10 protein-coding genes are annotated in these 12,818 nt (G+C 67.2%); 5 read left to right on the plus strand and 5 right to left on the minus strand.

The features are described 5' to 3' along the window. The first annotated feature begins 249 nt into the window (after positions 1-249). A complete protein-coding gene (locus NOV65_RS13620; RefSeq protein WP_257307012.1) occupies positions 250-3,264 on the plus strand; it encodes a PEP/pyruvate-binding domain-containing protein in 3,015 nt (1,004 codons plus the stop codon). A gap of 19 nt (positions 3,265-3,283) precedes the next feature. Here the strand turns inward: NOV65_RS13620 and NOV65_RS13625 are convergent, their stop codons facing one another. Continuing rightward, positions 3,284-3,817 (minus strand): DUF1579 domain-containing protein, encoded by a 534-nt coding sequence (locus tag NOV65_RS13625; protein ID WP_257307013.1) that lies wholly within the window; start codon positions 3,815-3,817, stop codon positions 3,284-3,286. Between the two features lie 81 nt (positions 3,818-3,898). Here NOV65_RS13625 and gmk point away from each other — a divergent pair, with 81 nt between their 5' ends. The 4 genes from gmk (at position 3,899) to NOV65_RS13645 (ending at position 9,368) form a co-directional block, all read left to right on the plus strand. Then, on the plus strand, positions 3,899-4,513 hold the full coding sequence (gene gmk, locus NOV65_RS13630) for a guanylate kinase (protein WP_257307014.1): 615 nt from the start codon (positions 3,899-3,901) through the stop codon (positions 4,511-4,513). A 65-nt stretch (positions 4,514-4,578) separates the two neighbouring features. Then, positions 4,579-6,159 carry a S41 family peptidase gene (locus NOV65_RS13635; protein ID WP_257307015.1) on the plus strand — a complete coding sequence of 527 codons (1,581 nt, stop codon included), beginning with the start codon at positions 4,579-4,581 and terminating at the stop codon, positions 6,157-6,159. 12 nt (positions 6,160-6,171) lie between these two features. After that, entirely contained in the window at positions 6,172-7,329 is a 1,158-nt protein-coding gene (locus NOV65_RS13640; RefSeq protein WP_257307016.1) for an acyl-CoA dehydrogenase family protein, read from the plus strand. A gap of 14 nt (positions 7,330-7,343) precedes the next feature. Next, complete coding sequence (locus NOV65_RS13645; RefSeq protein WP_257307018.1) at positions 7,344-9,368, plus strand: dipeptidyl-peptidase 5; 2,025 nt, start codon at positions 7,344-7,346, stop codon at positions 9,366-9,368. Between the two features lie 75 nt (positions 9,369-9,443). Here the strand turns inward: NOV65_RS13645 and NOV65_RS13650 are convergent, their stop codons facing one another. From NOV65_RS13650 to NOV65_RS13665, 4 genes are all read right to left on the minus strand, one after another. Further along, on the minus strand, positions 9,444-10,139 hold the full coding sequence (locus tag NOV65_RS13650) for a DUF4339 domain-containing protein (RefSeq protein ID WP_257307020.1): 696 nt from the start codon (positions 10,137-10,139) through the stop codon (positions 9,444-9,446). A 140-nt stretch (positions 10,140-10,279) separates the two neighbouring features. Next, on the minus strand, positions 10,280-10,750 hold the full coding sequence (gene folK / locus NOV65_RS13655; RefSeq protein WP_257307022.1) for a 2-amino-4-hydroxy-6-hydroxymethyldihydropteridine diphosphokinase: 471 nt from the start codon (positions 10,748-10,750) through the stop codon (positions 10,280-10,282). Between the two features lie 73 nt (positions 10,751-10,823). Next, entirely contained in the window at positions 10,824-11,183 is a 360-nt protein-coding gene (gene queF / locus NOV65_RS13660; protein ID WP_425250861.1) for a preQ(1) synthase, read from the minus strand. 108 nt (positions 11,184-11,291) lie between these two features. Next, on the minus strand, positions 11,292-12,797 hold the full coding sequence (locus NOV65_RS13665) for a B12-binding domain-containing radical SAM protein (RefSeq protein WP_257307027.1): 1,506 nt from the start codon (positions 12,795-12,797) through the stop codon (positions 11,292-11,294). Positions 12,798-12,818: the final 21 nt, after the last annotated feature.

Below are 12,818 nucleotides of genomic sequence, written 5' to 3' on the forward strand. Positions count from 1 at the left end.
ACGCCGCGATGAAGCTAGGCGGGATGCACCGAAAGGAAGGGCCCGCAGGGCGATGCGGGACATCGTTCAAGGGGCCTGACGCCGCGGGGCGTCCGCCTGGCTTCATCCCTCCGGGCGAGGGGTGGTGGGCTTCTCGATGCTTCGTCACGCTCGCCGCGCGTAGTGCCTGCTACGCTTCGACTCGCGTTCCTCGCCTCGCTCGCCCAGCACCCTTCGCGCGGTGGCGTGGGATTTTGTTAGGAGCTCTGAATGATCAGTCGCGACTTCAACCAGATCTTCCACAAGTACGCGACGGACAAGGAGATCTTCCACGAGCTCATGCCCCTGCGCACCCGGGAGATCCTCCTGGTGGCCCCGGCCTTCGATGCCTTCACGCTGGAACAGGACGGCCTGCTGACGGAGATCCTCTTCGACGGCTACTACCAGCTCAACATGAGCAACCCGCCGCGGGTGACCAACGTGTCCACCGTGGAGGAGGCGCTGGAGCGCTGCGCCAGCCGGCATTTCGACATCATCATCGTCATGAGCCGCCTGGGTCAGGGCGGCCACGTGGAGCTGTCGCGGGCCCTGCGGCAGGCCGCGCCGCGCATCCCCATCTACCTGCTGCTCAACGACAACGTGGAAGTGGGCGTCATGGACCGGCGGCGACAGGAGCTGCAGCGCCACTTCGACCAGATCTTCGTGTGGAACGGGAACCCCGAGATCTTCATGGCCATGGTGAAGTTCATGGAGGACCGCGCCAACGTCCTCAACGACACCAAGGTGGGCCTCACCCGCGTGATCCTCCTGGTGGAGGACAGCATCCGCTACTACTCGCGGTACCTGCCCATCCTCTACAGCGAGATCCTCAAGCAGACCACCCGCCTGGCCAAGGAACAGAACATGGACCGCATGACGCGGACCCTGTCCATGCGCGTCCGCCCGAAGGTGATCCTGGCCACCTCGTACGAAGAGGCCATGGCCTTCTGCGACCAGTTCCAGGACTACCTGCTCTGCGTCATCTCCGACCGCAAGTTCCCCAAGGACGGCGCTCTGGACCGCGAGGCCGGCATCAAGCTGATCCGGGCGCTCAAGGAGCGCATCCCCGACTTGCCGACCCTGCTCCAGTCCTCGGATCCCCTCAAGGAATCCTGGGCCACGGCCCTGGGCAGCGGTTTCCTCAACAAGAACTCGTACACGCTCGGCGCCGAACTCTCCGCCTTCTTCTATGAACGCCTGGGCTTCGGCGACTTCATCTTCCGCGACCCCCAGGGCGAGGAGATCGCCCGAGCCACGGACATGGAGGACCTGCGGGAGAAGCTGCGGACCGTGCCCGCCGAATCGCTGGTCTACCACGCCATGCGCAACCACTTCTCGTCCTGGATCATGGCCCGCGGCGAGGTCCAGGTCGCCAAGGGCCTGGCGCGGTTCCGCATCTCGGACTACCGCGACCCCGAGGAGATGCGCACCTTCCTCATCGACGTGGGCGACTACGTGCAACGCATCAAGACCCTGGGGAAGGTGATCCCTCTCACGGATTCCACGCCCCGGGACGAACCCAACATCCTCCGCCTGGCCCCCGGCTCCATGGGCGGCAAGGCGCGCGGCGTGGCCTTCACCCACTCCCTGCTCTCCCGCCTGGACCTGGAGAACCTGGTCCCCGACGCGAACATCCGCATCCCGCGTTCCGCCATCATCGGCACCGAGGAGTTCGCCGGTTTCATCCACCGGAACGGCCTGAGGCAGATGGTCCAGAGTGACGCCGACGACGACGCCATCAAGCGGCGCTTCCTCATGGGCTCGCTGTCGCCGGAGCTGAGCGCCAAGCTGCGCCTCTTCCTCACCAAGCACGCCAAGGTGCCCCTGGCCGTGCGCTCTTCCGGCCTGCTGGAGGACAGCCTCTCCCACCCCTTCGCCGGGCTCTACAGCACCTTCTTCCTGCCCAACAACGACCCCGATCCCGCCGTGCGCGAGGTCCAGCTCATGGAGGCCATCAAGCTGGTCTACGCCTCGGTGTACTCGAAGGCCTCCCGCGCCTACTTCCAGGCCATCGACTACAAGATCGAGGAAGAGCAGATGGCCATCCTCATCCAGGAGGTCTCCGGCCGGCGGTTCGGCCAGCGTTTCTACCCCCACATCTCCGGCGTGGCGCAGTCCTTCAACTACTATCCCGTGGCCTATACGCTGCCGCAGGACGGCATCGCCAACATCGCCGTGGGGTTGGGCAAGTACGTGGTGGAGGGGGAAAAGGCCTACCGCTTCGCGCCCCCCTACCCCGAGATGGACATGATCCCCCCCAAGGAGCAGCTGCGCACCACGCAGAAGCACTTCTACGCCCTGGACATGAGCCGTACCTCCGTGGACCTCTACGGCGGCGAGGACACCACGCTGCTCAACCTGGACATCCAGGAGGCCGAGAAGGACGGCGCCCTGGACCACTGCGCCTCCGTCTGGGACTGGAACGACGATCGCATCCAGGACGGCCTCGACCACGCGGGCCCGCGCATCGTGAACTTCCGCAACATCCTCAAGTACGACCAGTTCCCCCTGGCGGGCATCCTCCAGCGCCTGTTGGAGCTGATCCGCCAGGCCATGGAAACGCCGGTGGAGCTGGAATTCGCCGTGAACCTCGATCCCGACCCACAGAACGGCAAGCCCACGTTCACCCTCCTGCAGATCAAGCACCAGCTCATGGAGACCGGCGATGTGAACCTCTCGCCCGAGGACCTCAACCCGGCCGAGGTCTTCCTCTTTTCCGAGCGGTGCGTGGGCAACGGGATTGTCGAAGGCCTGCGGGACGTCGTCTGGGTGGATCCAGAGGGCTTCGACAAATTCGAGACCCCCGCATTGGCGGCAGAGATCGAGAAGCTCAACGACCGCTTCCGCGCCGAAGGGGGGAAGTACGTCCTGCTGGGGCCGGGGCGCTGGGGCAGCAACGACCGCCACCTGGGCATCCCCATCGTGTGGTCCATGATCTCCTGCGCCCAGGTGATCGTGGAGTACGCCATGGAGAACTTCCAGGCGGACGCCTCGCTGGGCTCCCACTTCTTCCACAACGTGACATCCCTGAACATCGGGTACTTCACCGTGCCCTACCCGCGCGGTTCCAGCCTCCTCGACTGGGACTGGCTGCGCCGGCAACCCGAGGCCTGGCGCTCCGGCTGCCTGGTGCACACCCGCCTGGAGGAGCCCATCCACATCGTCATGGATGGACGGCGCAGCGCCTCGGCCATCTTCAAACGCGCCCCAAAGCCCGCGCCCGAAGAGCCGGAGGAATTCCAGTAGAAAGGGGCGGTGGCGGCGCCTATTTCGCCCGGGTGTACTCCATCTCCATGAGCTTCACGAAGGCGCCGTCCTTGCCCTTCATGAACATGACCGCGGTCCGGTGGTCCCGGTCGACCTGGGTGTGGACCTCCTTGAAGGTGGCGGGCTTCCCGGCCTCGTCGTAGCCCTCGAAGAAGAGGGTCATCTCCCGGCAGTCCTTGGCGCAGGTCCCCTTGCTGACGGCCATCCAGGTGCCGGAGTTGTCGACCCAGCTGCCCACGTGGGCGTTCTGGTGGGTGTCGTAGCCGAAGAGGCCGTGGCCCTCGAAGGTCATGCCCATCATCTCGGCACGCATCTCCGATTTCAGCCAGAGGCCGCCGGCCACCAGGGTGTTGGTCTCCGTCCCCTTGGACACCACGGGCGGCTTGGACGGATCCATGAACATCTTCGCCACGGCGATCCAGGTGCCCGCCTGGTCTTTCATGGCCAGGTGGTGGGCCGTGGGCTTGGGAAGGGGGCTTTCCTGGGCGGACAGGGCCAGGACACATCCGAGGGAGAGGAGCAAGGCGCGCATGGGACCTCCAGAGGCCCATGCTACCCCGCCCGGAACCCGGCGCCAGCCCGGCTTCCGCTAAAGTGGGGGGAGGAGGGGCCCTTGATCCACCATCCCGGCAACGTGTTCGTCGTCTCCGCCCCGTCGGGAGCGGGCAAGTCCACCCTGACCCAGCGACTGGTGCAGAGCGTGCCGGACCTGATCTTCTCCATCTCCTTCACGACCCGGAAGCCCCGGCCCGGCGAGGTGGACGGGCGCGACTACTTCTTCATCGACGACGCCCGCTTCGACGCCATGGTACGCGAGGGCGGCTTCGTGGAATGGGTGCAGATCTACGGCCAGCGCTACGGCACGGGCCGGGAGTGGCTGCACGGCGTGCTGACCACGGGACTCGACGTGCTGCTCGACATCGAGACCACGGGGGCCCTGAACCTGCGGCGGGCCATCCCCGATGCCCGCATGATCTTCATCCTGCCGCCCTCCGCCGCCTCCCTGGAACAGCGCCTGCGCAGCCGCGGCAAGGACTCGGACGAGCAGATCCGCATCCGCATGAAGCATGCGCGCCACGAGCTGGAGCTGTACCACGCCTACGACTACCTGGTGTTGAATGACGACCTTGAACTCGCCTACCAGCAGTTCGAGAGCATCATCCACGCCACCCGGGCCAGCCGGGAACGCATGGCCCCCGTGGCCCAGAGGATCCTCGAAGGGTTCTGAGAAAACGGTGCATCGCCCCCGGAACGGCCCGGGCGTATCCTGGAGCTATTCTCCCCGGGAGCCTCATGGCCCGTTATCTCAAGCGCAATTGGATGTGGATGGTGATGGCCGCCACCGTGGCCGTGGCGGGGCCCCTGCTGGCCCGCTCCGGCGCGGAAGGCGCGCGTCAGCGTAGCCTCGAGACCCTGACCGAGGTCATGGATCTGGTGCAGAAGCAGAGCCCGGAACCTCCGGCCCCCCGCCAGATCACCCACGCCACCATCCAGGGCATGCTCCACACCCTGGACCCCCACTCGAACTACATGGACGAGAGCGAGTTCCGCCTGCTGCGCGAGGAGCAGAAGGGCTCCTTCTTCGGCATCGGCGCCATCATCCAGCAGCACGACCAGGGCATCGCCATCATCAGCCCCATGAAGGGCGGCCCCGCCGAGCGCCTCGGCGTGCGCTCGGGCGACATCATCAAGGAGATCGACGGCACGAGCACCGAAGGGATGAGTTCCAACGCCGCCCTCCAGAAGCTCCGGGGCGAGAAGGGCACCCTGGTGGAACTCGCCATCCAGCGAGCGGGCATCGCGGATCTGCTGCGCTTCTCCATCCCCCGGGCCGAGGTCCCCACCAACAGCGTCTACTACAGCTTCATGCTGGGCCCCACCACCGGGCTCATCCTCATCAAGGATTTCGGCGAAACCACCGCCGATGAATTCGAGAAGGCCGTGGCCTCGCTCAAGAAGCAGGGCATGAAGCAGCTCATCCTCGACCTCCGCAGCAACGGCGGCGGCGTCCTGGATGCGGCCATCGGGATCTGCCGCCAGCTGCTGGGCCCCGATCAGCTCATCGTCAGCCAGAAGGGCCGGGACGGGCGCGACGAGAACCAGACGCGCACCAGCAAGGGGGCGCAACTCGATCCCTTCCCGCTTGTGGTCCTCATCAACCGCGGGTCCGCCAGCGCCAGCGAGATCGTCACCGGCGCCGTGCAGGACCATGACCGCGGCCTCGTCGTGGGCCAGACCAGCTGGGGCAAGGGACTCGTCCAGAGCGTCCTGCCCATCAACCGCTCCCGGGGGCTGGCGCTGACCACGGCCCGCTACTACACGCCCTCGGGCCGCAGCATCCAGCGTGACTACACCCACGGCCTGGACGACTACTACAACCCCGAGGACGAGAAGGATTCCAAACCCCAGGGCCCGGCCTTCAAGACCGACCTGGGCCGCACGGTCTATGGCGGGGGCGGCATCAACCCCGACTATCCCCTGCCCCTGATCCGCCTCGATGAATTCATGATCAACCTCCGGTTCCGGCAGTCGGCCTTCTTCCGCTACGCCGTGCAGGAGAAGGAACGCTTCGGAGTCCGGCCCGGCCAGCGCGCCGACGAGGCGGTGATGGCCCGGTTCCGCACCTGGGCCGCGGAACAGAAACTGCCCATCAGCGACAAGGAGTGGGCGGACCATCTGGAGGCCATGGAGGAGCAGCTCTCCATCGAGATGCAGAACGTCGCCTTTGGCGTGGAGGCCGGCTTCAAGCTCCTGTGCGAAAGGGATCCTGTGATTCTCAAAGCCCTGGAGGTGATGCCCGAGGCCGAGACCCTGCTCCGCAAGAAGCAGCTTCTCAATCGCGCCTCCACAACCACAGCCGCCGCCCTGCGCTGAAGCGAGGTCCCCATGGATGTCACGCTCCCCGAGCATGTTGAAGCCCTGCGCCTGGAGGTCCGCAAGTTCGCGGAAAAGGAGATCCGGCCCCACGTCATGGCCTGGGACGAGGCCAAGACCTTCCCCATGGCCGTGGTGAAGCAGCTGGGCGAGATGGGCATGATGGGCGTCATCTTCCCCGAGGAGTACGGCGGCGCCGGCATGGGCTACCTGGAATACGCCGTGGTGGTGGAGGAGCTGTCCCGGGTGGACGGCTCCGTGGGCATCACCGTGGCCGCCCACAACAGCCTGTGCAGCAACCACATCTACACCATGGGCGACGAGCGGCAGAAGCAGGCCTACCTGAAGCCCCTGGCCAGCGGCAAGGCTATCGGCGCCTGGGGACTCACAGAGCCCGGCTCGGGCAGCGACGCGGGCTCCCTGCGCACCTCCGCGAAGAAGGAGGGCTCGCACTACATCCTGAATGGCACGAAGACCTTCATCACGCATGGCACCGTGGGCGACATCTTCGTGGTGATGGCCCGCACCCGGCCGGCCGAGCCTGGCCGCAGCAGCGCCGACGGCATCAGCGCCTTCGTCCTCGAGAAGGGCATGAACGGCTTCCGGGCCGGCAAGCAGGAAAACAAGCTGGGCCTCCGGGCCAGCGACACCTCCGAGCTGATCCTGGAGGATGTGAAGGTGCCCGAGGCCAACCTCCTGGGTGAGGATGGTGTGGGCTTCAAGCAGGCCATGAAGACCCTCGACGGCGGGCGCATCAGCATCGGCGCGCTGGGTCTCGGCATGGCCCAGGGCGCCTTCGAGGAGGCCCTCCGCTACAGCAAGATCCGCCACACCTTCGGCCGGCCCCTGGCCGACCATCAGGGCATCCAGTTCAAGCTGGCGGACATGGGCATGGAGATCGAGGCCGCCCGCCTGCTCATCTACCGTGCCGCGGGCCTGAAGGACCAGGGCCTGCCCTACGCCAAGGCCGCCAGCATGGCCAAGCTCTACAGCTCCGAGGTGGCCTGCCGCGTGGCGGACCAGGCCGTGCAGATCCTCGGCGGCTACGGCTACATCAAGGACTACCCGGTGGAGAAGTACTACCGGGACGTGAAGCTCTGCACCATCGGCGAAGGCACCAGCGAGATCCAGCGCACCGTGATCGCGCGCTACCTGCTGTCCGAATACTGATTCCCGGAGTCCCCATGCGTATCGCCCTTCTCTTCACGGCTTCCGTGGCCCTGCTCGCTTCGCGCCCCATGCAGGTGGACGACCTGTTCAAGGTCAAACGCGTCACCGATCCCCAGCTTTCCACCGCGGGCGCTCTGGCCTACCAGGTGGGCACCGTGGACTTCCAGGCCAACAAGTCCACGACCCATGTCTGGTACAAGCCCGCCGGGGGCGAGGCGAAGGAGCTGGACCTCGGCAGCGGCAGCCAGAGCCGGCCCCGCTTCAGCCCCGACGGCAAACGGCTGGCCTACCAGTCCGGTGGCCAGGTCTGGATCGTGGACCTGGGCACCAAGGAGAAGCACCAGCTCACGAAGCTGAGCGGCGGCGCCGAAGGCCAGGTCTGGAGCCCGGATGGCAAGTGGCTGGCCTTCCTCTCCACCACCGTGCCTTCGGGGAACGAGGCTGAGAACGCCGCCTACCTGAAGCGCCAGGAGGAGAACAAGGTCAAGGCCCGCGTCATCACCCACCTCATGTACCGCCACTGGAACGAGTGGAAGGACGACCACCAGGTGAGCCATCTCTTCGTGGTGCCCGCCGACGGCAGCGCCGCCCCGCGGGATCTCACGGCCGGCCTCACGGTGGACGTGCCCAACTTCGCTGATGTCGCGGCCGGGGACGGCTTTGCCTGGGCCCCGGACAGCAAGGCCCTGGCCTTCGAGACCCACCCCGAGCAGACCCGGGCCACCAGCACCAATGGCGAGGTCTACGAGGTGGCCCTCGCCGGGGGACCCCCGAAGCAGCTCTCCGACAACCCGGCCATGGACACCACGCCCCGCTACTCGCCGGACGGCAAGTTCGTGGCCTGGCGCGCCCAGCGCCGCCCCGGCTTCGAATCCGACAAGTTCGAGCTGTGGGTCATGGACCGCGCCACCGGCCAGATCGTGCGCACCACCCAAGCCTTTGACCAGAGCTTCGGCGACTTCCAGTGGCAGGGCCAGGATCTCGTGGGCGTCAGCGACCAGCAGGGCCATGCGGACCTCTTCCGCTGGGACGGCAGGGCCCTCCAGCGCCTCAGCACGGGCCTGCACATCGAGGGCTTCGCGTTGCCCCCGAGCGGCTCCGCCGTGGCCAAAGACCACGCCGTGCTGGTGTCCACCAGCCTCACCACGCCCCAGGATCTCTACACCCTGGAGCTGAAGACCGGCAAAGTGGCCCGCGCCACCCACCACAACGAGGCCCTGGCCAGGGAACTGGGCCTGAACCCCGGCGAGGATCTCTGGGTGGATACCCTGCCCCTGAACGGCAAGGCCACGAAGGCTCACGCGTTCGTGGTGAAGCCCGTGGGCTTCGACCCCAAGAAGACCTATCCCGTGGCCTTCGTCATCCACGGCGGGCCCCAGGGCGCCTGGGCGGACAGCTGGCATCCCCGCTGGAACGCGCAGGCCTGGGCCGGCCGCGGTTTCATCACCGTGCTGCCCAACCCCCGCGGGTCCACGGGCTTCGGCCAGGCCTACACGGATGCCATCAGCGGCGACTGGAACGGCGCCGTCATGACCGACCTCATGAACACCCTGGACGCCGTCCTCAAGCAGTTCCCCAACGCCGACCCCAAGCGGGTGGTGGCGGCCGGCGGCAGCTACGGCGGCTACGCCACCAATTGGCTGGCCGGTCATGAGCCCGACCGCTTCGCCGCCTTCGTGACCCACGCGGGCATCTTCAACACCGAGAGCATGCAGGTGGGCAGCGAGGAGCTGTGGTTCCCCCGCTGGGAGTTCATGGGCTGGCCCTGGGAGAACGCCGAGACCAGGGCCCGCTGGCAGTCCCAGAGTCCCAGCAGCGCCGCCGCCAACTTCAAGAAGCCCATGCTCGTCGTCCACGGCGAGCTGGACTACCGCGTCCCCGTGGGCGAGGCCTTCCAGCTCTTCAATACCCTCCAGCTCCGCGGCGTCCCCAGCGAGCTGCTCTACTTCCCTGACGAGTTCCACTTCGTCCTCAAGCCCCAGAACAGCAAGCTCTGGTACGAGACCGTCCTCGGCTGGTGCGAGCGCTGGACGAAATAGCCCCGCCCGTTCACGAAGAAGGCCCCCCGACCGGGGGCCTTCTTCGTGAACGGCGGCACCTTCCCTGCGGGCTGGCTAGTGCCCGGCCCGGAAGACAGTGGCGACGGCGATGGCGATGGCGATGCCCGCGATGTAGAGGCACATAAAGAGAAGGGTCAGGATGCCGACATACCGCCAGAAGGACTTCTGGGCGGCCAGCGCCTCCTGCAGGTCCCCCTGGGACGGGTTCGCCACCAGGTCCCCGATGCGGCTGGCATAGCGGTTGAGGAAGAGGGCCGCCGGAAACTGGAGGCCCGCCATCGCCAGATAGGCGAGCATCATGCCCACGCCGAGGCCCGCCGGCATCCCACCGCGGGCGAAGGAGCCCACGGCCAGCATGGCCACGGAGGCGAGGAGCATGAACCCGATCCCGATGAAGCCCAGCACCCCCAGCAGCCGTGCCCAGGGCTTGGTCTGACGCAGGACTTCCACCACGTCGGCCGATACCCCGTCCACCGGGGCTCCGCCCCACTGCGCCTCGAGCAGGGCCGCCCGCGGAGGCGAAAACGGGTTCTGGGGCGCAGCCGGCACGGGAGGAAGGTCCAGACCAATGGGCGCCGGCCCCTGCGCCAGGTCCGGGGCCATGCGGGCGGTGGTCCAATCCGGCATCCCCTCGCGCCACACCAGGTCATCCCAGCCCAGGGACCCAGAGGCCAGCAGGGCCTTCACCTGGTCCTCGGAGACCGGGCCCATTGCCTGTCCCTGCTGGATGTACTTCCACTGGGTCGCCATGCCGTTCCTTTCCGGGGCGCCCCGGGGTTGGATTCAGCGGTTCCGGGCCATTCCGACGGGCCGGGCGCGGGACTGAGGACGGGGCTTCCCGGAATGATCCCACAGAGACGGGCCCTGGCGACCTCCCGAGGAGAGCCCGCTCAGCCCCGGGGGATGACGCCGCCGCAGGACCCGAGGTCAGACAGGGCGCGCCAGGGTTCAAGGACGAAGGGCCGGTTGAAGGCGCGGGGATGGGGCAGCTCCAGGGTGAGCTCAGGGCCCAGGGCGCGCAGGTCTTCCGGCGCCGCCCAGATCCAGCTCCCCGGCGGGCCGTCCGTGGTGATGAGGTCCAGGTCCAGCGTGCGGGGCGCGTTCCGTCCGGCGTTCCGATCCCGACCGTTGGCCAACTCCAGGCGCAACAGGGCCTCCAGGAGGCGGCGCGGGTCCGATTCCTCCGTCACCAGAATGGCCACCGTGTTGAGGTAGGCGGGCCCGCGACCCGATTCGTCCGGCGTCTCCATCACCAGCGGCGAGGGGACCACAGCCCCCAGCGTCCGCAAGGCCACTAGGCCCGCCTCCAGATGCGCCCGGCGGTCGCCGAGGTTCGAACCGAGGGCGATGACGGCCTTCATGGGAACCGCGAAACCACGCGAAAAGGCGCGAAATGAGATCTGTTATTGGCGTCCTTTCGCGTCTTTCGCAGTTTCATTGTTTCTTCCCGTGCTCCGCCACCACCAGCGTGCGGATGCCGCCGCGGATGAGGAAGTCGCCCTCGATGCGCATCCACTGGGGCTTGGTCGCCTTCACCAGGTCGTCGAGGATCTGGTTGGTGACAGCTTCGTGGAAGGCGCCCTGGTCGCGGAAACTCCAGAGGTAGAGCTTGAGCGACTTCGACTCCACGCAGAGCTGGTCGGGCTGGTAGAGGATGCGCAGCTTGGCGAAGTCCGGCTGGCCCGTGAGCGGGCAGAGGCAGGTGAACTCCTCCGTCTCAAAGGTGATGGTGAAGGGTCGCCCCGGCCGGGGACTCGCAAAGGTGTCGAGCTTCCCTGTGGGGCGCGTCACCACGTAGGTCGGCAGCTGGTCGGGGAGCGTGGGCTTCGTGGGCTTGGTGTGCTTCTTGGTGGCCATGGGTCATCCGGAGGAAAGGAGGGCGCGCGGCCCTCCAGATTACCCTCACCGGCCCAGGGGCATGGGCTTCAGGCCCACAGGCTGCCGGGGGTGGCGGCTGTAGGTGCCGGCTCCGGCATCCCCCTTCGAGCCGAAATAGCGCTTGGCGGCAAGGGTCTGGGGCAGGTGACGGAGCAGGTGCCACAGGCTCCACCGGTGCTCCCACAAGCGCCGCCCGAAGCGGTGGCGGTAGCCTTCGCTGCTGTAGAAGCGCTTGATGTGCCCGTTGTAGAGCTCCTCCATCTGGGCCCGGGAGACGAACCCTGCGGGGCGGAAGACCGGGTTGACGCAGTTGAGCAGCCGCCAGTCCTCGATGAAATCGCCTTCCGCGCCGGCGACACATTCGGCCCAGAGCGGCGCGCCATGGAGGGGGCTGAACTTGGTGAGGTTCATGTCATCCAGGTCCAGCGAGAGGATGAAATCGCTGGTGCGCTGAAAGGTCTCCGGCGTCTCCCCGGGCAGGCCGAAGATGAACAGCCCCTTGGCCCGCAGGCCGGCGGCGTGGACCTTCTCCACGGTGTCGCGCACCGATTCGAGGGTGACGCCCGCCTTGTGGCGCGCCATCATGCCCGGATCCGCGCTTTCCACCCCCAGGCTCACCATGATGCAGCCCGCGCGTTTCAGGAGCTGCAGCAGCTCCACCGAGGTGTGGCCCGTGCGGATGATGCAGTTGAAGTCCATGCCCAGGGGCTCGTCGAGGAGGCGCTGGCACAGCTCGGTAATGCGGCCCTGGTGGGCCGTAAAGAGGTCGTCGTAGAAGTTGATGTGGCGGACGCCGAAGCGGTCCCGCAGGTGCTTCATGTGGGCGTGGATGTAGGCCGGGCTGTGGAAGCGGTACTGGTGCTCGAACACCGTGCGGTCGCAGAAGGAGCAGGTGTAGGGGCACCCCCGCGACGTGATCATCGTGGCCCCGTACCGCTTCACGTAGCTGAAGAGGGGCAGGTGGTAGCCCTTGGGGAAGCCCGCCAGCTTTTCGTAGGCCGGGAAGGGCAACTCATCCAGATCCAGGATGCGGGGGCGTCGGGGGTTGGTGACGATGCGGTCCCCGTCGCGCCAGACCAGGTTCGGGATCTCGGCCGGGGGTTTCCCCTCCGCCAGGTCCAGCAGCGGCCCCTCGCCTTCCCCCAGGCAGAGGTAGTCGAGCTCGGGGAAGCTCTCAAGCAGTGGCGCGCCCAGGCTCGACGCGTGGGCATTCCCCACCACGATGGGCAGGTCGGGCCGCGCGGCCTTCAGCAGTGCCGCCAGGTCCACGGCGTCCATGAACCCCGAGGTGGTGGCCGAGAAACCCACGAGATCGGGCTGCGTGGCCAGGATCCGTACCACCTGGTCCTCCAGGCGGGTCGGGGCTTGCGGTCCGAGGCAGTCATGCACCGCCGTGGGATGGCCATGCCGCTCCAGCCAGGCCGCCAGCGACAGGATGCCCACGGGCGCGAGGCGGTTCGCCAGCACCGAGAAATCCGGCTGGCCGGGAACGAAGTTGAATCCCGAGGGATGGACGAGGGTGACACGCATGTACGGTCATGGTCGCAGCAC

The organism is Geothrix campi (assembly GCF_024609265.1).
Taxonomy (GTDB): Bacteria; Acidobacteriota; Holophagae; order Holophagales; family Holophagaceae; genus Geothrix; species Geothrix campi.